Source organism: Vespertiliibacter pulmonis (genome assembly GCF_013377275.1).
Classification (GTDB): domain Bacteria; phylum Pseudomonadota; class Gammaproteobacteria; order Enterobacterales; family Pasteurellaceae; genus Vespertiliibacter; species Vespertiliibacter pulmonis.
This window is the reverse complement of the sequence record NZ_CP016615.1, coordinates 331,725-355,707: the sequence shown is the minus strand read 5'-3', so window position 1 is coordinate 355,707 and position 23,983 is coordinate 331,725. Positions and strand designations below refer to the sequence as shown.

The window sequence follows — 23,983 nt, the reverse complement described above, 5'->3', positions numbered from 1 at the left end:
TTAGTGAACTTTTTAAATATCAATACTGTGATGATTGATCTTTAGCTGATGAAGTATCAATTTCTACTTCAACAGACATTCCAGCTAGAATTTTATCCAGATCTGCTTGATCAGGGGTAAATTCAATTTTAACAGGAATTCGTTGAGCAATTTTCACAAAATTACCTGTGCCACTATCCGCCCTGATAATGCTGAATTCAGAGGCCGTCGCAGGAGAAATTTCGACAACTTTACCGTTAAATTGTTGGTGGTTTAAAGCATCAACACTTAATTTTACGGCTTGCCCAATGTTTACATTTGCCATATCCGTTTCTTTGATATTGGCAATGACCCAGCGTTTAGGTGGAACAATAAACATTAGCTGGCTACCTACGCTAACGAATTGCCCTTTTTTAACTGAAATTTCGCTCAGTGTTCCTGCAACGGGTGCTTTGACTAGGGTATTTTCTAAATCTTGTTGAGCTAAATTCAACATTGCTTCTGCACTTTCTACTCCGGCAGTTAATTTTTCATTATTATCATTGACGTTTAAGCGGTTTTGCTCAGCAATAGTATATTGCTGGCGGGCTTGTTGTAATGCTGTTTCTGCTTGAGTTAATGCTGCTACTGCTTGATCTTGTTCTCGTTTAGAGGCTGAATTTGTTTTAATTAATTGATTGATACGGTTGAATTCAAGTTGTGCTCGATGTAATTGTGCTTTGGCATTTTCAATAGCTGATTTACTAATTTGAATATTGGCGTCAGCAGATAAACGGCTTTGAGCTATTTGTTTTAGTGCAGCTGATTGTCCTAATAGGTTCGCTTTTGCTTGAGCAACTTTTGCTTGATAAGGAGCTTCATCAATTTGAATTAGAGCTTGATTTTCCCCTATTTGATTAAAGTCTTGGACAAACACTTCTTTTACATAACCACTTACTTTGGCACTAATTAGTGTAGTTTGCCCACGTACATAGGCGTTATTACTGTAAACGGTATTAGTATTAAAGGGAGGTAAATGCCAAGCGTAAAGAGTGGCAATAACACCGCCAATAATAGCACTGATAAAAACTAAACGTCCAAAGGTGCTATGTTTCTTAGGTGACCATCTAGTTGGTTTATTCGGTTGTTCTGCTGGCTGATTTTGTTCCATTTTATTGATTCCAGTTAGATATTATTTAGGCATAGATTGCATTAAAACGGCAAGTTCTTTGCCAATGATATTGATTTTATGATAACGATAATATATTCGAGAAATGATACTATAAATGAACGCGATACTTGCTCCGACACCAATGATAATGAAAAGATCATTGTATGCTAGCACTTGAGCTTCTAAACTTGTTTGACGAATGAGCAACGTTGTTGCTTGACTTTGTAAGATAATTGGATCGGTCGTTAAAGGGGAAAATATAGCGGATAGTTGTTTTAACCCAAGGGTAACTTGGGGATTTGTTAGGCTGAGATAGCTTGTCATATCGGCTAAATGTTCTTTGGTACGGTAAGTTATAAATTGACTAAAAAGAGCTGCGCCCCCTAATCCCCCTAAGGTTTGAGATAGACCAAAAATGGCTGAGAAACTCATTATATGAGATGGCCCTTTAGCTAATGCTCTGATTAACCCTTCTAACATCATTGGTCCCATAAAATAGAGGGCAGAAAAAGCAATGATTGCTTGGCTAATGTAAAGTTGTTCGGGGCGAGTTTGTACGCCTACACCAATATCAATGAATGAGCCGATAGCAATACCGAGTAAAGCAATGGAAATAGGCTTACGGATATCTAGAATATTGAAAGTAATTACACTTAGTATAATTCCTACAATAGAAGCAATAAATGTTACCGTATAAAATGTAACCATCTGATCGTTATTCATTCCTAAGCTTTTCATTAAGCCTGCTGCACCAACGGTTTGCTCTGAAATGAGCATTCGCACAATCGCCGACATTAAACCGAAAGTAATAATTTGCCTAGTTGTGAGCCATTGCCAATCAAGTATAGGAGACTTCCTTTGAGATTCAATTAAAATAGCAATACCAATACAAATTATGCTGATAATAAGTAGATAACCGATCCAAGGTGTATCCCACGAAATAGTTCTACCTTGGGTGAAGAAAGCACAGAGTGTTGCAATACCAATGGCAAATAAGCTGAAACAGATTAGATCTAGCCAACTTAAGGCTTTAGTATGCACTCCAGGAGGAATTGGGAGCCAAATTACTAGACCTATACAAAGTAAAGTAAGAGAAAGCTGAAACAGCGTTATAGTATGAATATTCCCATCGCCAGCGATAAAAGGAACGGTGATTTGTGCAAGTGGCGTACCTAATTGCATTAGACCTGTAGTTAAAGCGAGGGCAATTAGTTTTCCATTCCCTTTCATTGATTGTAGCAGATAGAACATTCCTAGTACCATCAAACCACTTGCGGCAATACCTGAAATTCCCCTTGCAATTATTTCTACGGTAAAACTGATATTTAAGGCTTGTAATACATTAGCAATGAGCAGTAAAAAAAGCACTGTACGAACAAAATGCTGTAATCCAAAATGTTGCCTAAACTTAAAAAAGAAAATACTCATACAAGCGTAGGTCATATAATAGCTAACTTGGATCCAACCAACTTGATCAACCTGTAAAGCAAGGCTTGCTTGTAATTGTGGCATTGCTGCCATTAATATTCCATTTTGTAAGCCAGCAGTAACTGAAAGTAAAACGCCGATCAGAAAATAAAAAATTCTACGTCTAACAGGGTGATCAGGCGATGCGGGCGAACCTGCCATAAATGGCATTTCGTGTGGTTTAAAGGTATAGCCGTTTGATTCTAAAGACATAAGGTGATTTTTCAATCAATAGTGTAGAATAAAAAGTAAGATTTTCTTTGAATGAAGAATAGTACTGTTTTTTATTTAAGCAAGAATTAAATCGAGTAATGTAGGATTTTAGCATATATAAATAAAAATTTCATTCAATGAATGTCGTTGTTTTCTATACTGAAAAAGGGTATTGGATACTTGGATGGTATTCATAACCTTCAACTTTAAAATCATCAAGTGTAACCCAACGTTCAAGATCATCTAAGGTTTTTATATCAGGGTTAATATGTAGTTTAGGCGGCGAAAAAGGAGTACGAGATAATTGTACATCTCGCATTAGTTCAAATTGATCTTCATAAATATGAGCATTGACAATTTTGTGAAATGCTTGCCCTGCTTGATGCCCAGTAATTTGAGCCATTAGCGCTAAAAAAGTGTAGCATTGAATCATATTCCAATTTAAACCAAGTGGAACATCTGCAGAGCGTTGTGTACTATTAAGATATAAAGTACCGTCAAGTAATGAAAAATGATGACTATGTAAACAAGGACGTAAACAGCCTAAATGAAATAGCCCAGGATGGTAAAAAGTATAAATTTCACCACGATTATCAATACCATTTTTTAAATCATTAACGATTTGGCGTAAGAGATCAATATTACCTGAGCCATCACCTTTCGGAAAATTTCTTCCGACTGCACCGTAAACCCAGCCCATATCATCTTCACCTTTACGATGTGGATTTGCTAACCAATCATTGTTTTGATTAGCATTAGCGTCCCACGATTTTGTCCCTAGTTTGCGGAAATCTGCTGCATTATGATAGCCTCGTATATAGCCTAATAATTCAGCAATAGCTGATTTCCAAAAACTTTTTCGGGTAGTAACTAATGGAAATTCACCTTTAGCAACATCATAGGTGAGATCGGCATTGATAACGGTTAAACACCGCTTGCCCGTACGTTCATTTTCGACCCATTTTCCCTGTGCAACAATTCGTTGGCATAATTCTAAATACTGCTTCATTATGTTATTCCATTAGTAATTTGACTTTTGATTGGGTAGAATAATACCCAAATTTTCGTGAATAAAGGAAGTATATATGAAATCAATTGTAAAGTCTTTGAGCTTAGCTGTCATTGTTGCAGTGTTAGCTGGCTGTAGTGCTAGTAACACAAGTACTTGGAAACGGCTAGCGAATAGTGAAATTGACCAAAAATCTTATGCGGTTGCATATAGTGCTACGGCACAAACTTATCAAGATAGGGTTAATGAAAGTTACGATATTGAATCATTTATGCGAGGAGCAGACGATTGGTATAGCAAAAAAGTAACCTTACCGATTGAACAAATTAGAGCTAGTCTGTTAAACCGAATGTTAGATCACAATGTTTACGCCTATTACAGTGGTGTACTTTATGCTTCTGAATTACAGCATAATGCAACACGGCTTAGCCCGAAATGTTGGGAAATTTTCCAGCCAGCAAGTATGACACAAGGCATTTATGATGCAATGATTGATTTACAAAAACATAAAGTGCGTGATGATGAATATTTAAATAATGGCACAGAACAGATGCTACATTTATGTGTAGAACAGGCGGAAACTGATCATAAGTTAGACAAGGCTACCAATGCTATTCCTAAAAGTAAGGGAAAAAGCAAACACAAAAAATAGCCTATTTTGAGTAGTTTTAGTTAGAAATTATTCGTTACAAGCGGTTAGAGTAGCAAAAATTTTGCAAAACTGACCGCTTGAGTAATAAATTATTACTATGTCTCAATTCCATTCTAACAACTTTGTAAAATATGGTATGTTTATCTTGCAGTTTGGCATATGTTTACTAGAATGGTATATCCCTAGTTAGAACTGATAACATAATAATGAAACTCAATATTCCAACCTATTTAACGATTTTCCGTGTGGGACTAATTCCGCTTTTTATTTTAGCATTTTATTTACCTATCCCTTATTCGGCTGAAATCACAACATTTGTTTTTTTTATTGCGAGTATTACCGATCTATTTGATGGTTATTTAGCTCGTAAATGGAATCAGACTACTCGTTTAGGCGCATTTTTAGATCCCGTGGCAGATAAAGTCTTAGTGGCGATTGCATTGGTGTCGGTGGTTGAGTATTACCATACGTGGTGGATAAGCATTCCTTCAGGTATTATGATTGCTCGTGAAATTATTATTTCCGCTCTGCGTGAATGGATGTCTGAAATTGGTGAGCGAGCAAATGTTGCGGTGTCTATCTGGGGAAAAGTGAAAACAATGGCACAAATGTTAGCGCTTGGAGGGCTACTATGGCGACAAAGTCAAACAATGGAGGTGTTAGCAATTATCCTCTTGTATATGGCTTCAGGACTAACGATTTGGTCTATGTTACAGTATCTCAAAGCCTCTAAAAGTAGTTTATTACAGCATTAATTTCTGTATATAAGCGGTCAGATCACAATTAAGATTTACTAATGTCTAAATTCGATTCCAAGCAGTTTCTTGCTAAAGCCCCCCATCAATCGGGGGTTTATCGTATGTATGATGATAAAGGAACGATTATTTATGTAGGTAAAGCGAAGGATCTAAAAAAACGGTTGTCTAGCTATTTTCGATCTAATTTATCAAGCCGTAAAACAGAAGCATTGGTCGCTCAAATTGCCCATATTGATATTACGATTACCCATTCAGAAACAGAAGCATTACTTCTTGAGCATAATTATATTAAGGAAAATCAGCCTCGTTATAATGTTTTATTACGTGATGATAAATCTTATCCCTATATCTTATTAACAAAACATTCATATCCTCGTTTGGCAAGTTTTCGTGGCAGTAAAAAATTAGCAGGTGAATATTTTGGGCCTTATCCAAATGCTGGAGCGGTACGAGAAACATTAAATTTACTGCAAAAATTGTTCCCTATTCGTCAATGCGAGGATTCTTACTATAAAAACCGCTCTCGTCCTTGTTTACAGTATCAGATTGGGCGATGTTTAGCCCCTTGTGTAGAGGGTTATACATCTCAAGAAGAATATGGGCAACAAGTACAATTTGTCCGTCTTTTTTTACAAGGAAAAGATCAGCAAGTCATTGAGCATTTGATTGCTAAAATGGAAAAGGCAGCGAATGATCTTGATTTTGAAACGGCAGCTCGTTTTCGGGATCAAATTCAGCAGGTTCGTGCCGTAATGGAAAAGCAGTTCGTTTCTAATGATCGCCTTGATGATCTTGATATTATTTCGATTGCTTATCAGCACGGCACGGCTTGTGTGCATATTTTGTTTGTCCGACAGGGGAAAATTTTAGGAAACCGCAGTTATTTTCCTAAAGTACCTAACCATACAGAACTGGCAGAATTAAGTGATACATTTATCGGGCAATTTTATTTGCAGATGAACCAACATCGCACAATCCCGAATCAAATTGTAATTGATTGCCCTGTTAGTGAGCAGAAATCCTTAGAAGATATCTTGAGTGAACAGGCAGGACATAAAGTAACTATTCAAGATAGAGTTAGAGGTGAGAAGGAACGTTATTTAGCGTTGGCTCGTACGAATGCGCAAGCAGCATTAGCGTTACAGCTTCAGCAAGATTCTCGCATTCATCACCGCTATCAAGCCTTAAAAGAATTACTTGGTTTAGCGGAAATTCACCGAATGGAATGTTTTGATATTAGCCATACAATGGGCGAGCAGACCGTTGCCTCTTGCGTTGTCTTTGACCAAAATGGGCCATTAAAATCAGATTACCGCCGTTTTAATATAGAAGGAATTACAGGGGGAGATGATTATGCTGCAATGGAACAAGCGTTGTTAAAACGATATGATAAACCACTTACAGAAGAAAAAATCCCTGATATTATTTTCATTGACGGTGGAAAAGGGCAATTAAATAGAGCGATAGAAACCTTTGAAAATCTGAATGTAACGTGGGATAAAACTAAACCACTGTTAATTGGAGTAGCAAAAGGGGTTGAACGTAAAGCGGGTTTGGAAACCATCATTATTAGCCGAACAGGAAAAGAACTACATCTACCGCCAGATAGTTTAGCGTTACATTTAATTCAGCATATTCGAGATGAGTCTCACAACCACGCTATTAGTGGACACCGTAAAAAACGGCAAAAGGCATTTACAGAAAGTGGCCTGGAATCTATTGCAGGAGTTGGGGCAAAACGCCGTCAAGCATTGCTCAAGTATCTAGGAGGAATGCAGGGGGTTAAATCAGCAAGCCTTGAAGAAATTCAGTCTGTACCAGGGATTTCAAAAGCGCTCGCTGAAGTCATCTTTGACACGCTACAAAACAGCTAACAAGCGGTAAGATCTTAAATTATTTTGCATTATTCACAGCGAAAGTTTTTACCTAGTATTTCCGTTAGTCCTTGATAATGGCGGAAATTATAAATAAGCGGTTTCTATTTTTGTGGATCAATTTTGTTTTCTGTGAGAAGTAGTTCAGCTTGTGCGTGAACCTGTACAATTTTTAGTTCAATAATCGGCATAGCCTGCCCGTTCGTTAATTTTTTCTAACCCCATTTCCGCCTGTAAGGGGCATTCTAAAATACGAGAAGGCTGAATAAGGCTAGAAGGTTGTTCAGTAAAGTTACCTCGGCTAAATAGATGAAATGGGAGAAATGTTTGTTTTTCCGTATTTATCGCAGGTTGTTAGCAAGATGACAGGAAACCCATAGTAAAACATCTGTGGTGCAATCATTTGATGCATATTTTCCTTTCTTAATTTATATGATTGAAAATACGCTAAAGGGTAGCTGAATAAGTATAAAATATCAACAAAACTTACCGCTTGTACTGACTTTCCGTTATAATTCAGCAAATTTTCAACTTAAAATAAATGAATGACAACCCAAACAACTTATTTTGCAACAACGGCTCGAGGTTTTGAAGAGCTATTAAAAACAGAATTAGAACAGATCTGCCAGGCAGATTGTAAAATTGCACAAGGCGGAGTGCATTTCACCACGACTCAAAAGGGCGTGTATCAAGCGTTATTACATAGCCGTTTGGCATCTCGAATTTTACTTCCTCTCATTTCTACTAAAATTTTCAGTGATATGGATCTTTATGCGTCTATTGTTGGGTATAACTGGCTCGATTTATTTGATGTGAGGGAGACGTTTTTTATTGATTTTAATGGTACAAACCGAGAAATTAGACATACTCAATTTGGTGCAATGCGGGTAAAAGACGGCATTGTGGACTATTTTGAGCGTAAAGGTTTTGCTCGACCAACGGTTGATAAATTAAACCCTGATGTGCGTATTCACGTTTATTTAGACCGTGAGAACTTAATTGTTTCTCTTGATTTAAGCGGTGAAGCCTTACATATCAGAGGCTATCGTGAAGAAACAGGTAAAGCACCTTTAAGAGAAACACTTGCCGCAGCAATTGTGCTTCGTTCAGGCTGGCATAAAAATACACCATTGGTTGATCCAATGTGTGGTTCAGGGACATTGCTGATTGAAGCAGCGCAGATGCAAGCCAATATCGCACCGCAACTTACTCGTCAAAAGTGGGGCTTTGATTTCTGGAAGGGACATCAGCCAGCCGTTTGGCAACAGGTTGTTGAAGAAGCGAAAGCCTTGCAAAAAACGGGCGAAAACTCACCGCTTGTAACTTTCTTTGGTTTTGATTTAGACCATCGAGTGTTAGACAAAGCGAAAAAAAATGCCGAAAATGCAGGGGTTGCTCAGTTTATTCAATTTAAACAAGGGGATATTTCTGCATTAAAAAATCCTGTAATTGAACAAGTTGGTACCATTATTTGTAACCCCCCTTATGGAGAAAGGCTTGGCACAACGCCTGCATTGATTGCGCTATATACTGTTTTTGGTCAGCGATTAAAACAGCAATTCTCGGGTTGGAATGTGTCGGTATTCAGCGCTGAACCTGAATTACTGAATTGTTTACGTTTACGTTCTTTCCGTCAATTTAAAGCTAAAAATGGACCTTTGGATTGCGTACAGAAAAATTATCAGATCAGTGAGCGAAGTGCGGAGCAATCCGCAGAATTGTCGATTGAAAGTAAGGCAAACGTAGCGCCTGATTTTGCTAATCGGCTAGCAAAAAATATTAAAAAGGTTGAAAAATGGGCAAAACAGCAAGGGATTGATGCTTATCGTTTATATGATGCCGATCTGCCCGAATATAATGTAGCAGTAGATCGCTATGGTGATCACATAGTGGTACAAGAGTATGCCGCGCCTAAAAATATTGATGAGCAAAAAGCTCGTCAGCGTTTGCTTGATGCAGTATCTGCAACACTTTATGTAACAGGTATTGAAACTAATAAATTGGTTCTCAAGGTTCGCCAAAAACAGAAAGGGACAAATCAGTATGAAAAATTAGCCAATAAAGGCGATTATTTTTTTGTGAATGAATATGGCGCAAAATTATGGGTGAATTTAACTGATTACCTTGATACAGGATTATTTCTTGACCATCGTTTAACTCGAAAAATGGTTGGTGAAATGGCAAAAGGCAAAACCTTTTTAAATTTATTTGCTTATACAGGCTCAGCAACTGTTCACGCAGGTTTAAATGGAGCGAAATCGACTACAACTGTTGATATGTCTAATACTTATCTAAATTGGGCGGAACAAAATTTAGAGCTTAATGAATTAAATAGCAGAAATAACCGCTTGATCCAAGAAGATTGCTTGCAATGGCTTGCAAATTGTCGTGAACGATTTGAACTGATTTTTGTTGATCCACCTACGTTTTCCAACTCAAAGCGAATGGAAAATACTTGGGACGTTCAACGGGATCACCTTGAATTGATGCGCCAGCTTAAAAGAGTTTTAACGCAAAACGGTACAATTATTTTCTCAAATAATAAACGGGGATTTAAAATGGATATTGAAGGTTTAGCAGAACTTGGCTTACAGGCTGAAAATATTTCTCATAAAACATTACCGTTAGATTTTGAACGAAATCCGCAAATTCATAATTGCTGGATTGTTAAACCAATGCCAGATAAACAGTAATTTAAAGAGTAAAAAAATGTTAGATATTGTGTTATTTGAACCCGAAATTCCGCAAAATAGTGGCAATATTATTCGCTTATGTGCAAATTGTGGATTTCGTTTACATATGATTGAACCTTTAGGCTTTACTTGGGACGATAAAAAATTACGCCGTTCAGGCTTAGATTATCACGAGTTTGTTGATATTAAAAAATATAAAGATTTTGAAACCTTTCTTGTTGAAGCGAAGCCAAAAAGGCTTTTTGCTCTAACCACAAAAGGTGAGCCCAATCATAGTGATGTACGTTATCAGTTAGGTGATTTTTTGATGTTTGGGCCTGAAAGCCGAGGCATTCCAATGGCAATTTTAGATAGCTTGCCAATGTCGCAGAAAATTCGTATTCCAATGTGTGCAAATAGCCGTAGTATGAATTTATCTAATTCTGTGGCGGTGGTGGTGTATGAAGCGTGGCGACAATTTGGCTATCAAAATGCCGTTTCTCGACAGCCAATTTAGTGTACAAGCGGTCAGTTTGTATTTTTTTCTGTAAAATCTATTAGTAACTATACATCGGATAATTCAGCCCTTGAACTTAGTAATATCCAGACTATTCATTTTTCGTTGGATTGTGTTGTTATAAAATTTTGTTCCTATTGAGTATTTTTATCAATTTGGGGATTCAAATAATAGAAAAAATATTGTAGCCAGTTGGCTGTTTTGAGTAAGGTAGGTAAGAGATGATTTATCAAAAAGATATGGGATTCTCTTGCATTTGAGAAATAACCGTATAGCTTTTTCCAAGCTTTGTATATAGGCTTACTAAATTTGAATTAGCAATACCTAGCTTTAAGATATCCTTTTGTGTAGAAAATATCTCATACCTTGCAGTTTACATTACATTAAAATTTAATTAAATAAACTGATTTTTAATGTAATACTGTTAATCTATTTTGTCTAAGTGTTACAAGGTCATTCATCGTAATACTATGTTACAAGATAGCTGAACGTAATACCGAGTTTTAGGTGAATTTCTCATTTATAACCAAAGTTGATTGGTACAGTAAAATTACTCGGGAAGTCTTTTGGTGGCGGGTCAACCTGTGTTGTTTGTTGTGCAGCTTTTGTTGAAGCATTATCTAAGCGGCTATTTCCAGATGGTTTTACTAATACAATATTGGTTATTTGCCCTGTTGGGCTGAGTGATATTTTGAACATTACAGTGCCAGTTATCCCTCTATTTCTATTTTTCGGATATGCATCGTTGATCCGTTTATAGAGAATTCGGTGTAGCTTGGCAGTATAGGCTGCTTTAATTTCATCATTATTATTTCGTTGTGTTGTTGGTAAAGTCGCAGTTGTTTGTGCTTTTTCTACAGGAGCTGGATTTAATGTATGTTTAGCCACAACTGATGCTTTAATTTCAGTTGGCTTTGTTAAAGGATTAGGTAGAGAATTCTCTTTTTTAGCCTGTGTTTTGGGTTTTTCTATCGGCTTTGGTTTAATTTTTTCAATAGGCTTTGGCTTCAGCTTTTCGATAGGCTTAGGTTTTTCAATAGGTTTTATCTTTGGTTTTTTAACTGGTTTTACGATTGGATCAGGTTCTTTTTCTTGTTCTTCAAATTGTTCTTCTTTTACGGGTATTGGTTCAACTACTTCGGATTGTTCTAAAACAGCTGTCATCATTTCCATTGAAATGGTTGTTAATTCTTCATTTATATTTTTAGGCTGTGAATGATTAATCGTCCACCAAACACCAGAGAATAGTGCTGAATGAAAGAGTAAAGAAATAATTGTACCAATTAAAGGATAGTGTTTAATCATTGTGTACCCTATTTTGAATGCTCTTTTTTGGTAACTATCGCTACATTTTTGATTTCGTTAGCAGATAAAATATCGGTTAATTCTACAAATTTTTCAAAAGCGACTGCACCATCAACTTTCAGTGTAACTTTTTGAGATTTATCCCATCCTGCAATTTCGTTTTTCAGCTGCAGAATATCAATAGGCTGATCATTATAAAAAAACTCGTTTTTATCAGTAATCGTCAGTAATTTTGCCAATTCATCGGCTTTAATTTTTTGTGTTGTTGATGCCTTGGGCACATTGACTTGAATTTTTCCTTGAGAGATAAAGGATGCTGTGACTAAAACAATTGCTAACAAGACCAACATAATATCAATAAAAGGAATAATATTGATTTCATCAAATTTTTTCATTTTTTACTCATTTGTAAAATAATAGGAGGAAGTAACCGCTTGTTACGCCTGTTTTTTTGCTGCAAGCGCTTGCCATTTAAGTTTATTTTCTTCAACTTTACGTCCAAAGCCGTTATAGAACATCATTGCGGGTATTGCTACTAAAATACCAACTGCGGTAGCTTTGAGGGCAAGAGAGAGATGGACCATAATTGATGCGGCATCAATATCGGCGTTAGATTGCCCTAATTGATAGAAGGTAAGTAAAATGCCAATTACTGTACCTAACAAGCCGATATAAGGCGCATTTGAGCCAATGGTAGAAATGGTTGTGAGATTACGAGTTAAGTCAATTTCTAACTCGTGTATAGTTGTATAGTGCTCAATATCAACTGTTTTATAGAAAAGTACTCGTTCAATTATTTTAGCTACTAAAATAATGCTCATTAATGCCAGTAATCCCAAAATAATATAGTCAGTATATTGTTGTAAAAATTGGAAAATTTGTTCCATAAATTAAACCTGTAAATAGAATAAATTTGAGAATAGTTATTATATGTGTTTATGGCAAAACCGCAATGAAATTTATTTTCAATTGCTCTGTACAATTTCTAATTTGGTGCTATATTTCTTCACTTTAATTTGGTTAATGGGAATTCAAAATGGAAGAACAATATATTGAAATCACACCACAGCAAGCGTGGGAAATGATGCAAAATGAAGATGCTGTGTTAGTTGATATACGAGATAATATTCGTTTTAGTCATAGTCGCCCACAAGGGGCTTTTCATTTAACAAATCATAGTTATGGTGAATTTATCGATGAATATGATTTTGATCAGCCAATTATTGTGATTTGTTATCATGGTGTAAGTAGCCGTAATACCGCTCAGTATTTAATAGAGCAAGGCTTTGAAAAAGTATATAGCCTAAAAGGAGGCTTTGATGGCTGGGTTAGAGCAGAATTACCCGTGGAAATGGGATATTAGTGTTTGTGAAAATAAAATAAATTGTAAACTCACCGCTTGTATTTGTGTAAATTTATAAGTAATAACGGAAGGATAATAAAAAGGTTATGTGGAAAGAGGTATTACTGAATTACGGTATGTTTTTATTAGAATTATTAACAGTATTTGGTGTTGTTGCTGTTGTGATAATGTTAATTTTGGCAAATCGTAAACAGGCTGGAAATGGCACGATTATGCTGACAAATTTAACTGAAAAATATGCAGATCAAACAAAAGATTTAGCGAGTTTTTTCTTGAGTGAAGCAGAGCAAAAACAGCAAGAAAAAATGCAGAAAAAAGCGGATAAAGAGAAGGTAAAAGCCGAGAAAAAACGATTGAAGTCAGGGGAAGAGCATTCAGAAGAGAAGAAAAAATCTCGGGTTTTTGTGCTAAATTTTCACGGCGATGTACAAGCAAGCCAAGTTAATTCATTAAGAAAAGAGATTGATGCAGTGATTAGCCTCGCAAATCCTGAAAAAGATGAAGTTTTATTAAAATTAGAAAGTCCGGGTGGTGTTGTTCATGGGTATGGCTTGGCAGCCTCTCAATTACAGCGATTAAAAGAGCAGAAAATCCCATTAACGGTTGCCGTAGATAAAGTTGCAGCAAGTGGTGGTTATATGATGGCTTGCATTGCGAATAAAATTTTTTCTGCACCCTTTGCAATAATTGGTTCTGTGGGGGTTGTTGCTCAAATACCTAATATTCACCGTTTACTTAAAAAACACGATATTGATGTTGATGTAATGACGGCTGGAGAATATAAACGTACAGTGACATTAGTGGGTGAAAATACTGAGAAGGGCAAGCAGAAATTTCAACAAGAACTCGATGAAACTCATCTTTTATTTAAACAATTTGTTGCGGAGCATCGTCCACAGTTAGATATTGAAAAAGTGGCAACAGGCGAGCATTGGTTTGGACAACAAGCGGTTAGTTTACAATTAGTTGATGCAATTTCAACAAGTGATGATTTAATTTTAAATGCGATAAAAGAAAAAGAAGTAATTGAGATTAAATATTCTTACAAGAAGAAATTAGGACAACGATTAGGTGATCAAATTGAAGGTCGTTTGGAAAATTTAGTCGCAAAATTATTGAATAAAAATCGGTCACCGTTGTTATAATTGTTATCATAATAAATCAAATAGAAACATTAGTGTAAACTAGCTATTTAAAAAATGATAATAATTGAGGAAATTTTACTATTTACGCAAATTGCTCAATAAATAGACTTCCAAAATGACGAAATAATGTGTATGATACGCACCACAAAACGAAGCAGGTTTACTCTGTTTTGTTAAATTGGCTGATAGATAAAAAGTACGGTTTTAGACCGTACTTTTTATTTTGGAATCATTTGAGTTAAATTTGTTTTGAACTTAATCAATGGATGGGTGATGAGAATTGGTCAATATGCAATAAAAAACCGTATTTTCCTTGCACCAATGGCTGGAATTACTGATCAGCCTTTTCGTCGATTATGTAGTCAGCTTGGCGCAGGTTTAACTTTTTCAGAAATGATGTCCACAAACCCTGATGTATGGCATACCGAGAAGTCGAAATTGCGTTTAGCGCATCATCACGAAATTGGAATTAATGCTGTACAAATAGCTGGATCTGATCCAACAGAAATGGCTGCAGCCGCTAAAATTAATGTGGAGTATGGAGCAAATATTATTGATATCAATATGGGTTGCCCAGCGAAGAAGGTAAACAAAAAAATGGCAGGCTCTGCATTATTGCGTGAACCTGATTTAGTTGCTCGCATTTTAGATTCTGTGGTAAATGCTGTTGATGTGCCTGTAACATTAAAAATTAGAACAGGTTGGGATAAAGAAAATCGAAATTGCTTAGAAATTGCTAAAATTGCGGAACAAGCGGGTATTTCTGCATTGACTATTCATGGGCGAACACGGAATTGCCTATTTAATGGTGAGGCAGAGTATGATTCGATTAAAGCCGTTAAACAAGCTGTTTCGATTCCAGTTATTGCGAATGGGGATATTACTTCTGCACAAAAGGCACAGCAAGTCTTAGCTTATACGGGAGCAGATGCTGTGATGATTGGACGTGGGAGTTACGGTCAGCCTTGGCTATTTGGGGAAATTATACATTTCCTAGAATATGGACAAAAGCCAAGCCTATCGCTTGCTGAGAAAAGCCAATTAATGTTTAAGCATATTGAGGATCTTCATCATTTCTATGGAGAAGAAAAAGGTTACCGTATTGCTCGTAAACATATTGGTTGGTATAGCGAAAATTTATGCCCAGGCTCAAATTTTAAGCGTACTTTTAATGCGTTAGAGACGACTAAAGATCAGCTCAAGGCATTGGAAGATTTTTTGGAATTGATTCATTAGAATCTTAATAAAGTTGGATAGAAGAACAATGTTAGAACAACAAACAACAAGCCCATTAACAGTATCAATGTTGAATGCACAAGCACAACAAGTAAATAAACCATTACGTGATAATGTTAAACAAGCGGTGAGAAATTACTTATCTCAATTAAATGGCGAAGATCCAACAGAATTATATGAGTTGGTTTTATCTGAAATTGAACATCCAATGTTAGACATCGTCATGCAATATACTCGTGGTAATCAAACCCGTGCTGCAACAATGTTAGGTATTAACCGTGGAACATTGCGTAAAAAATTAAAAAAGTACGGTATGGGCTAATTTTTGATGATTAGTCTATAAATTTTAATAGCCCCACTAATGTGGGGTTTTTTATTGAAAAGGATTATACTTTTAATGATTAGTAATAAATTTGCAATAAGGGTCACAAATTTAACAAAAATTTATCATTCTTGGTGACGGATTATACAAATTACTGACATAATGACTTCTATTCGTGATATAGCAAGATTATGAGGAAGACATTATGCGATCGTTACAGTTTATCAACATTTTATCTGATATTGGCGCTGGAAAACTAGGTGCTCGGCAAGGCGTCCAGCAATTATGGGAAAAAGCGAGAGTGATCTATCCACATCAGCGATGTACTGAGTTGAGTATAGATACTGTTCCTACTGTTTATCATAACGTAAAAAATGAAGCAAAACATATTGATAAACTCACTTCATTCTTCCAGCATCAAGTTGTACCTAGCCTCACCAAGTTATTCCAATTCCCCGAATTTCCAATCATTTTAAGTGGCGATCATTCAAACGCAATAGGAACGCTTTCTGCTTTGTGTAATGCTTATCCGAATAAGCGTATTGGCGTATTGTGGATTGATGCCCATAGTGATTTACATACACCATATACGACTCCATCAGGTAATGTACACGGAATGAGTTTAGCGGCAGTTAGTCGGCAAGATAATCTTCTTTCATCAGTCCGAATTCCAACCTCAACAATTATTGAACAGTGGTGTAAATTAAAAATGTTAGCACCAACAAGTAGTGGAATTCGCCCCGAAGATATATTTTTTCTTGGGTTACGTAGTTATGAAGAGCCTGAATTAAATCTAATCGAACAGTTTAATATTCCTTACATTTCGGCAATTCAGACAAGAGAATTAGGTTTTAAAAGAGTACTAAATAGCATTAAGCATCATTTTGAAGCGGTGGATTTACTTTATGTGAGTTTTGATGTAGATGCATTAGATGCAAGCTTAATTCCAACAACGGGTACGCCAGAGCCAGACGGCTTTACTTATGCAGAAATCAAAGAGATTTTAGATGCTGTATTAACTCTTCCGCAGCTTGCTGTATTTGAGATAACGGAATTCAATCCAACGTTGGTAACAAACGAGAACTATTTAACTTCAATTTATACATTATTATCTTATGCAATCGAGAAAATTCAGCAGAAAGTGTAAAAAATTTGAAAAACTGACCGCTTGTTTAAGCGGTCAGTTGGCGGAAAGATTTATTTTACTTCACGAATCATAATTTCAGAAGGAATGACACTGCCTTGCCAGTAAAGCTCTGCTGCAATTTTAGCAGCAAGCTCGTTATAAGCTTGGCTAATTTCATGTTCGGGGCTAGCAATCACGGTTGGCGTGCCGTTATCCAAATCTTCTCGTAAACGAATATGTAACGGAATATGTCCCAGTACTTGCGTGTTGTATTTCTGTGCAACTTTATCAGCGCCACCAGTACCAAAAATATGTTCGTGTTGTCCGCAATTTGAACAGATATGTACGCTCATATTTTCGATAATACCTAAAACAGGTACGGATACACGCTCGAACATTGCAATTCCTTTAATCGCATCAAGTAAAGCAATATCTTGTGGCGTGGTGACTACAATTGCTCCAGTAACAGGGATCTGTTGTGAAAGTGTTAGTTGAATATCACCTGTACCTGGTGGCATATCAATGACTAAATAATCTAAGTCTGGCCACCAAGTTTCTTGTAATAATTGGCTTAATGCACTACTTGCCATTGGGCCACGCCAAATAGTTGCATTATCGGGAGACATTAAATAACCAATAGAGTTAGAAAAAATGCCTTGTGCTTCAATAGGAACAATATGTTTATTATCTGGCGATGTTGGGTGTTGATCCGTAGCGCCAAGCATATGTGGAATTGATGGGCCGTAGATATCTGCATCTAAAATACCAACCCTTGCTCCTTGATTTTTTAAAGCTAAAGCGAGGTTTACAGCCGTTGTCGATTTGCCAACTCCTCCTTTTCCTGAGGTTACGGCAATAATATTTTTAACGCCATTAACTGCTGGATGATTATTTGCACGTTTTAAGGTCGCAATTTGATAATGAATAATCCATTTGAGGCTATGTGCTCCTGTCATTTCCTTTAATTTCCGCTCAAGTGCCGTTTTTAATTGCTCAAAACCAGTATTCCAGGCAAAGGGCATTACTAATTCAATGCGTAGAATGCCTGCACCTAATTCAATGCTTTTTAAGGCATTTAGTGTAATGAGATCTTTTTGTAACGTAGGGTGCTGAAACCCTTGGAAAATGTGTTTAATGTCCGAAAGTTGCTGTTCATTAAGTTGGTTCATAGGTATCCTTATTGTCGAGATAAATCTTTACTGTAAATGACCTCACTATCATTGCTAATTGTTACCCCTTGAATATCTGGATCAATCGCAATTCTGCGTTGATATTGAAATAGCGGTAAAATAGCAACATCATCTTGGAGTATATTTACAATATCTAAAATCAGTTTATGGCGTGTTGTTTTGTCTAAATTCTTCCCTTGTAATTGCTCAAGCAATGTATCTACTCGTGAATTAGCATAGCCACTTTTATTATTAGGGCTAGCAGAATGGAATGGCATTACAAAGAGAGCAGGATCATCATAATCTGCACACCAACCGCTACGAATGAATTGGAAATCATTTTTTGTGCGTTTTGTTAAAAGTTGTTGCCAATTTACCGCTTGTAAGTGAATACGAAAAAGATCGGATTGACCAAGTGTACGAGCTATGCGCTTAGCAATGTATTCATTTTTTCCTTGATTGTCGTAGGTTACCGTTAAATTGAGTGGAGTATTTGAATCAATTCCAATTTTGCGAAATAGCTGTTCGGTGGCAAGAGCTGGTAAATGACGGCGAGGTTTATCTCCCATTGTTGCAGGCAGAGCTGAGTATGTAGCAATACCGAGATCACGGCTAATATCTGTGGATGAAAGCATTGAGCTAATTGCTTGGCGAATTTCTTTTTTGTTTAGGGCTTTATCTTTAAAATTAAATTCATAAAAATAGGTACAAAGCCGTGGCAGTTTAACATTATGGTGGTGATAATTTTCTAAAGGATTTTCAATAATATCAAAGCAATCAGGATTTTGTGCCGTATTAATAAGATGATATTCCACTGTTTGGAATGCCTGAGTTGGGGATATAGCTTGTAATTTGAGATTGAGTTTACCTCGTGCAATGATTTTATATGCTCCATTACTAATAAATGTTTGATTTTCTTGAGGTTTCTCCCCTTTGAATGTAGGCAGTAAAGCTAAATGCGCTAACATTTTTGGTAATTGGAAATTTGGCTGACTAAGTTCAATTTTGAGTGTTTTGGGTGATATCGCTGTAACACCTAGTTCGGTTATTGGTAACTTATGCTGAATAATTGCTTTAGCATTATTGATTCCCATATAGATTAAATATGGGGCAAGTGGAGAATGATTATTTGGATCACTTAATCTTTGCCAACTAGCAACGAAATCACTAGCAGTAACTGGCTCTTCATTTGACCATTGAGCTTTTTCATCTAGTTGAATGATCCAGGTTTTTCCATCTTTACTGGTCAAAGAGGTTGCAATTGCAGGAACAATATCACCTTGCTTATCAAATTGCATTAAACCTGTAAGAAGATCCCGTACGGGAGCAGCATCAGCAATCGCCTTGATAAATTGTGGATCCAGTTGTAAATAGGCGGAATAGATTGCTCTGCTAAGGGTTTGTGGGGATTTTGTACAAGATGGCTTTTCAGAGAGAATTACTGAAGGCTTTTTATCGCACCCACTCAGTAGCATTGTGCTAAATAGGAAAATCAGTGTGTAAAGGTAAGCGGTAGGTTTAGCCCATTTTTTTGCAAATTTTAGAAGAGAAGTGACCGCTTGTTGTAGCATATTTTTCATTATTAATGTATCGCAGTTAGTCCCGGAAATAGATTACTCACCCCAGCAACAATGATTTCGATACCTAGTGCCATTAAGATTAGTCCCATAATACGGGTAACAATATTTGAGCCAGTTTTACCGAGACGCTTTACCAGTGGAGCAGAAAAACGGAAAAGAATATAACAAATAATGGCAAAAAGTATAATTGCAAGGCTAAAGCCGAGATAATCTATCCAAGAATTATAACGGGTACTCCATACAATCGTTGAGCCAATTGCCCCAGGGCCTGCCATAATAGGCATTGCTAGTGGCACCACGGCAATATGTTCATATTTAGATACGTCTGCATTTTTTTCTTCTTTATTTTGTTTATGTTCGCCGAGTTTTCCGCTAATCATTGTCATTGCAATGCTAGCAATCAAAATACCCCCAGCGATTCGAAATGAATTTAGAGAAATACTGAATGCATCTAAAATCCATTTACCGACAAAGAGGCTAACGAGCAGAATTATTGCAACGGAAATAGATGTAGTGAGATTCGTCCTATTGCGATCAGCCTCGTATTGATGTGCTGTCATACTAAAGAAAATCGGCAATGTGCCGAATGGATTTACAATCGCAAATAGCCCGATAAAAAATTGTAGGTAGATAGCAAAATTTATGACTATATCCACGAGAAATCCTTAATCTAAAGTTGAAATAAGTAACTATTATATAGGCAATCTTTGTGATGATCTAAATTGCTTGCAAAAATTTACATCAAGAAAAAGAAAAGCATAGGAAAATCGGGCTATAATTCATTTTTATTAAATTAGTGAGCTAAAAATTTATGCGTTTAGATAAATTTATCGCAGAGCATACGGGGCTAACCCGTTCTCAAGCAACCAAAGCCTTGAAAGCAGGACAAGTGTCAGTAAATGGCGATATTGTGAAAAATAGTGCGTTAAAAGTGAATGAACAAGATGAAATTTGTTTTGATGACGCACCGATAGAATGGGTCGGTGAAGGGCAATATTTTATGTTGTATAAACCGCAGAATTGTGTCTGTTCTAATGATGATGACGAATATCCAACGGTATTCCAATTCTTTGATTACCCTTTAACCTCAAGACTACATTGTGCTGGGCGGTTAGATGCGGATACAACGGGTTTAGTTTTATTAACCGATGATGGTAAATGGTCGCATCGGATAACATCACCAAAATATCAATGCGAAAAGACATATTTGGTTACATTGGCTGATCCTATTGAAGAATTTTATGCGGAAAAATTGACTGAAGGGATTTTATTGCGTGGGGAAAAAACACTTACAAAGCCTGCAATATTAGAAATATTAGATGACTATAACGTAAATTTAACGATTAGTGAGGGGCGTTATCATCAAGTAAAAAGAATGTTTGCCGCATTAGGAAATAAAGTTATTGCTCTGCACCGTTGGAGAATTGGCAATACGATATTAGATGAATCTCTAAATGAAGGAGAATTTAGAGCATTAACAAAACAAGAAATAGAGAGCTTTTAAAATGGTTTTAAGAAAAAATGTAAGAGCAAGTGGGCTATTTATTCTGATTTTAGGTTTATTGGCAATGTTACCACCTTTGGCCATTGATATGTATTTGCCATCATTTATTGATATTGCAAATGACCTGAATGTTTCCCAAGAAAAAGTACAAGGAACATTATCTTCATTTACGTTTGGGTTTGCTATTGGGCAGCTTTTTTGGGGACCTGTGGCAGATAGTTTCGGACGAAAGCCACAAATCCTATTAGGATTGGCTGGTTGGAGTATTGCATCTTTCCTACTTACTTGGGTTGGTGATATTGAGAATTTCTATGTATTACGCCTTATCCAAGGGCTATTTGGTGCATCATCTGCAGTTGTATCGGGGGCTTTAATTCGAGATCTGTTTGATCGTGATCAGTTTGCTCGTATTATGTCTACCATTATGATTATTACAATGTTAGCTCCTCTTATTGCTCCGCTTATGGGAGGATATATCGCGAAATGGCTTCATTGGCATTCTATTTTCTATCTTTTGATGGGAAGTGGGATCGTGTGTTTCATTTTAGTTTTTATAAAAATACCCGAAACGTTATCTAATGAAAATAGAGTCCCTCTCAATTTTAGTAACGTATTGAAAAATTTTGGCAAATTGTTATCGCATAAAGCAACTTTAGGCTATGTATTAGTCACAGGTTTATCTTTTGCGGGTATGTTTAGTTTCTTAACATCAGGTTCTCTCGTATATATACAACTTTATGGCGTTTCTCCAGAACATTTTGGCTATTTCTTTTTAATGAATATTGTTGTATTAATTGCAATGACTTCAGTTAATCGTCAGCTTGTTGTAAAAGTCGGATCAGAAAAAATGCTACGATTAGCGCTGATTTTACAGCTTATTTCAGGGCTATTTTTGATTGTTGTAGGCATTTTCCATTTAGGTCTATGGGCAATGGCGTTAGGGATCGCTCTCTATATTGGAATGATTTCGACAATTGGAAGTAATGCGGCAGCGGCAATTTTAGATCGTTATCCACAAATGGCAGGGACGGCGAATGCGGTTGCGGGTACATCACGTTTTGGTATTGCGTCTTTAGTTGGAATGGGACTATCGTATATCCCATTAACCAGCGAGCGTCCAATGCTTTTCACAATGGCAGTTTGTACGATTTTATGCTTTGTGATCTATTATTTCTTTTGCTGTCGTGGCGTATTAAATCAGAATTGATAGAATTTACCTTTTAATAAATAAATATTCGAAATTCTTATTTTTAACAAATCTGCTACAAATTTGAAATGTAGCTAGACATACTCCTAAAAAAATAGATAAAAACAGAATAATTCTCTTTAAATGTTTTGTTTTTGTCTATTTTTTCCTTATTCATTAGCATAAAAGTTTTTATTTTTATTAAAAATAGCATTTTACATTCCATTTTAGAGCAGTTATAGTCCAACTCATTAGCAAGCGGTGAAATAGCCAAATCTTTTGCAGAATAGACCGCTTGCAGATTAATTTGAGTTAATTTAATTGAGTTGGAATTTCTATGAAAAAGACGTTATATGAAAAATTGTTTGATGCGCATATTGTCCATGAAGCACCAGGTGAGACACCACTAATTTATATTAATCGCCACTTAGTCCACGAAGTAACGTCTCCACAAGCCTTTGATGGTTTACGTGCAATGGGTCGATCTGTTCGTCAGCCTGGTAAGACGGTAGCAACAATGGATCATAATGTTCCAACGGATAGCCGAAACCTGAGTGGTTCAGGTGAAATGGGGCGTATTCAAATGGTTGAATTAGCTAAAAATACAAATGAATTTGGCATTCAACTTTACGATATCAATCATATCAATCAAGGTATTGTTCACGTGATGGGACCTGAACAAGGGCTAACATTACCAGGTATGACGATTGTGTGTGGTGATTCTCATACGGCGACACACGGTGCATTTGGTGCATTGGCATTTGGTATTGGTACATCGGAAGTTGAACACGTTCTAGCAACTCAAACAGTGAAGCAAGCCCGAGCGAAAAAAATGAAAATTGAAGTGCGAGGGAAGGTAAGAGAAGGAATTACTGCTAAAGATATTGTCTTGGCAATTATTGGTAAAACAACAATGGCGGGGGGAACGGGGCACGTTGTTGAATTTTGTGGTGAAGCCATTCGAGATCTTTCAATGGAAGGAAGAATGACGGTATGTAATATGGCGATTGAGCTAGGAGCAAAATCGGGCATTATTGCACCTGATGAAACCACCTTTGCTTATTTAAAAGGTCGTCCTTTTGCCCCCCAAGGAAAAGATTGGGAGCAAGCGGTTGCTTATTGGAAAACATTACATACTGATGATGGAGCGGAATTTGATACAGTTGTTATCCTTGAGGCAAGTGAAATTGAGCCACAAATTACTTGGGGAACAAATCCTGGGCAAGTGATAGGAGTAAATGATTTTATTCCCAATCCTCAAGAAATCAGTGATCCGATTGAGCGTCAGTCAGCAGAAAAAGCGTTAGCTTATATGGGCTTGCCTCATAGTATCCGTTTAACTGATGTGGGGATCAATAAAGTGTTTATTGGCTCTTGTACCAATTCTCGTATTGAAGATTTACGATCAGCCGCAGCCGTCGCAAAGGGGCGTAAAGTAGCTAAGGGGGTACAAGCGTTAGTAGTTCCCGGATCTGGTTTAGTGAGAGAGCAGGCAGAGCAAGAAGGATTAGATAAAATTTTTATCGATGCAGGATTTGAGTGGCGTCAGCCTGGGTGTTCAATGTGTTTAGCAATGAATCAAGACCGTTTAGCACCGGGTGAACGTTGTGCTTCAACCAGTAATCGTAATTTTGAAGGGCGTCAAGGGCGTAATGGGCGTACCCATTTAGTTAGCCCTGCAATGGCGGCAGCCGCAGCGATTTATGGTAAGTTTGTCGATATTAGGCAGATAGAATTACATTAAACTAATAATAGT

Annotated in this window: 22 protein-coding genes; 13 read left to right on the top strand and 9 right to left on the bottom strand. The window is 36.7% G+C overall.

Translation table 11 applies throughout. The annotated features are described in order from the left end of the window. Window positions 1-19: 19 nt before the first annotated feature. The 3 genes from A6B43_RS01785 to A6B43_RS01775 form a co-directional block, all read right to left on the bottom strand. Entirely contained in the window at window positions 20-1,129 is a 1,110-nt protein-coding gene (locus tag A6B43_RS01785) for an HlyD family secretion protein (protein WP_124210880.1), read from the bottom strand. A 21-nt stretch (window positions 1,130-1,150) separates the two neighbouring features. Next, a complete protein-coding gene (locus A6B43_RS01780; protein ID WP_124210879.1) occupies window positions 1,151-2,809 on the bottom strand; it encodes an MFS transporter in 1,659 nt (552 codons plus the stop codon). A gap of 154 nt (window positions 2,810-2,963) precedes the next feature. Beyond that, window positions 2,964-3,818 carry a thymidylate synthase gene (locus tag A6B43_RS01775; protein WP_124210878.1) on the bottom strand — a complete coding sequence of 285 codons (855 nt, stop codon included), beginning with the start codon at window positions 3,816-3,818 and terminating at the stop codon, window positions 2,964-2,966. 76 nt (window positions 3,819-3,894) lie between these two features. Here A6B43_RS01775 and A6B43_RS01770 point away from each other — a divergent pair, with 76 nt between their 5' ends. The 5 genes from A6B43_RS01770 to trmL all read left to right on the top strand — a co-directional run bounded on the left by A6B43_RS01770 (window position 3,895) and on the right by trmL (window position 10,291). Continuing rightward, window positions 3,895-4,470, top strand: a complete 576-nt coding sequence (locus A6B43_RS01770; protein ID WP_124210877.1) for a hypothetical protein — start codon at window positions 3,895-3,897, stop codon at window positions 4,468-4,470. A 206-nt stretch (window positions 4,471-4,676) separates the two neighbouring features. Beyond that, window positions 4,677-5,225, top strand: a complete 549-nt coding sequence (gene pgsA, locus A6B43_RS01765; RefSeq protein ID WP_124210876.1) for a CDP-diacylglycerol--glycerol-3-phosphate 3-phosphatidyltransferase — start codon at window positions 4,677-4,679, stop codon at window positions 5,223-5,225. Window positions 5,226-5,266: 41 nt separating this feature from the next. Then, complete coding sequence (gene uvrC / locus A6B43_RS01760) at window positions 5,267-7,102, top strand: excinuclease ABC subunit UvrC (protein WP_124210875.1); 1,836 nt, start codon at window positions 5,267-5,269, stop codon at window positions 7,100-7,102. 545 nt (window positions 7,103-7,647) lie between these two features. Next, the gene (gene rlmKL, locus A6B43_RS01755) at window positions 7,648-9,795 is read left to right on the top strand and encodes a bifunctional 23S rRNA (guanine(2069)-N(7))-methyltransferase RlmK/23S rRNA (guanine(2445)-N(2))-methyltransferase RlmL (protein WP_124210874.1); all 2,148 of its coding nucleotides are present in this window, start codon (window positions 7,648-7,650) and stop codon (window positions 9,793-9,795) included. A 16-nt stretch (window positions 9,796-9,811) separates the two neighbouring features. After that, a complete protein-coding gene (gene trmL / locus A6B43_RS01750) occupies window positions 9,812-10,291 on the top strand; it encodes a tRNA (uridine(34)/cytosine(34)/5-carboxymethylaminomethyluridine(34)-2'-O)-methyltransferase TrmL (protein ID WP_124210873.1) in 480 nt (159 codons plus the stop codon). 516 nt (window positions 10,292-10,807) lie between these two features. On the opposite strand, the gene A6B43_RS01745 is transcribed toward trmL, so the two are convergent. The 3 genes from A6B43_RS01745 to exbB are packed head-to-tail and all read right to left on the bottom strand — an operon-like array spanning window position 10,808 to window position 12,483. Next, entirely contained in the window at window positions 10,808-11,596 is a 789-nt protein-coding gene (locus A6B43_RS01745) for an energy transducer TonB family protein (protein ID WP_124210872.1), read from the bottom strand. 8 nt (window positions 11,597-11,604) lie between these two features. Beyond that, window positions 11,605-11,991 carry a TonB system transport protein ExbD gene (gene exbD / locus A6B43_RS01740; protein WP_124210871.1) on the bottom strand — a complete coding sequence of 129 codons (387 nt, stop codon included), beginning with the start codon at window positions 11,989-11,991 and terminating at the stop codon, window positions 11,605-11,607. A gap of 42 nt (window positions 11,992-12,033) precedes the next feature. Continuing rightward, the gene (gene exbB / locus A6B43_RS01735; protein WP_124210870.1) at window positions 12,034-12,483 is read right to left on the bottom strand and encodes a TonB-system energizer ExbB; all 450 of its coding nucleotides are present in this window, start codon (window positions 12,481-12,483) and stop codon (window positions 12,034-12,036) included. A gap of 149 nt (window positions 12,484-12,632) precedes the next feature. Here exbB and glpE point away from each other — a divergent pair, with 149 nt between their 5' ends. The 5 genes from glpE to A6B43_RS01710 all read left to right on the top strand — a co-directional run bounded on the left by glpE (window position 12,633) and on the right by A6B43_RS01710 (window position 16,809). Then, entirely contained in the window at window positions 12,633-12,959 is a 327-nt protein-coding gene (gene glpE, locus A6B43_RS01730; RefSeq protein ID WP_124210869.1) for a thiosulfate sulfurtransferase GlpE, read from the top strand. Window positions 12,960-13,045: 86 nt separating this feature from the next. Continuing rightward, the gene (sohB, locus tag A6B43_RS01725; protein WP_124210868.1) at window positions 13,046-14,104 is read left to right on the top strand and encodes a protease SohB; all 1,059 of its coding nucleotides are present in this window, start codon (window positions 13,046-13,048) and stop codon (window positions 14,102-14,104) included. A gap of 273 nt (window positions 14,105-14,377) precedes the next feature. Then, window positions 14,378-15,340, top strand: coding sequence for a tRNA dihydrouridine synthase DusB (gene dusB, locus A6B43_RS01720; protein WP_124210867.1), 963 nt, complete (start codon window positions 14,378-14,380; stop codon window positions 15,338-15,340). A gap of 28 nt (window positions 15,341-15,368) precedes the next feature. Beyond that, entirely contained in the window at window positions 15,369-15,662 is a 294-nt protein-coding gene (fis, locus tag A6B43_RS01715) for a DNA-binding transcriptional regulator Fis (RefSeq protein ID WP_124210866.1), read from the top strand. Between the two features lie 205 nt (window positions 15,663-15,867). After that, entirely contained in the window at window positions 15,868-16,809 is a 942-nt protein-coding gene (locus A6B43_RS01710; RefSeq protein ID WP_124210865.1) for an arginase, read from the top strand. Window positions 16,810-16,859: 50 nt separating this feature from the next. Here the strand turns inward: A6B43_RS01710 and apbC are convergent, their stop codons facing one another. The 3 genes from apbC to A6B43_RS01695 are packed head-to-tail and all read right to left on the bottom strand — an operon-like array spanning window position 16,860 to window position 20,193. Further along, a complete protein-coding gene (gene apbC, locus A6B43_RS01705) occupies window positions 16,860-17,957 on the bottom strand; it encodes an iron-sulfur cluster carrier protein ApbC (protein ID WP_124210864.1) in 1,098 nt (365 codons plus the stop codon). A gap of 8 nt (window positions 17,958-17,965) precedes the next feature. Next, window positions 17,966-19,537 carry a peptide ABC transporter substrate-binding protein gene (locus A6B43_RS01700; protein WP_124210863.1) on the bottom strand — a complete coding sequence of 524 codons (1,572 nt, stop codon included), beginning with the start codon at window positions 19,535-19,537 and terminating at the stop codon, window positions 17,966-17,968. 2 nt (window positions 19,538-19,539) lie between these two features. After that, a complete protein-coding gene (locus A6B43_RS01695; RefSeq protein ID WP_124210862.1) occupies window positions 19,540-20,193 on the bottom strand; it encodes a YchE family NAAT transporter in 654 nt (217 codons plus the stop codon). 155 nt (window positions 20,194-20,348) lie between these two features. On the opposite strand from A6B43_RS01695, the gene rsuA reads away from it, so the two are divergent. From rsuA to leuC, 3 genes are all read left to right on the top strand, one after another. After that, the gene (gene rsuA / locus A6B43_RS01690; RefSeq protein WP_124210861.1) at window positions 20,349-21,041 is read left to right on the top strand and encodes a 16S rRNA pseudouridine(516) synthase RsuA; all 693 of its coding nucleotides are present in this window, start codon (window positions 20,349-20,351) and stop codon (window positions 21,039-21,041) included. A 1-nt stretch (window position 21,042) separates the two neighbouring features. After that, window positions 21,043-22,248, top strand: coding sequence for a Bcr/CflA family multidrug efflux MFS transporter (locus tag A6B43_RS01685; protein WP_124210860.1), 1,206 nt, complete (start codon window positions 21,043-21,045; stop codon window positions 22,246-22,248). Between the two features lie 316 nt (window positions 22,249-22,564). Continuing rightward, a complete protein-coding gene (leuC, locus tag A6B43_RS01680; RefSeq protein ID WP_124210859.1) occupies window positions 22,565-23,971 on the top strand; it encodes a 3-isopropylmalate dehydratase large subunit in 1,407 nt (468 codons plus the stop codon). Window positions 23,972-23,983: the final 12 nt, after the last annotated feature.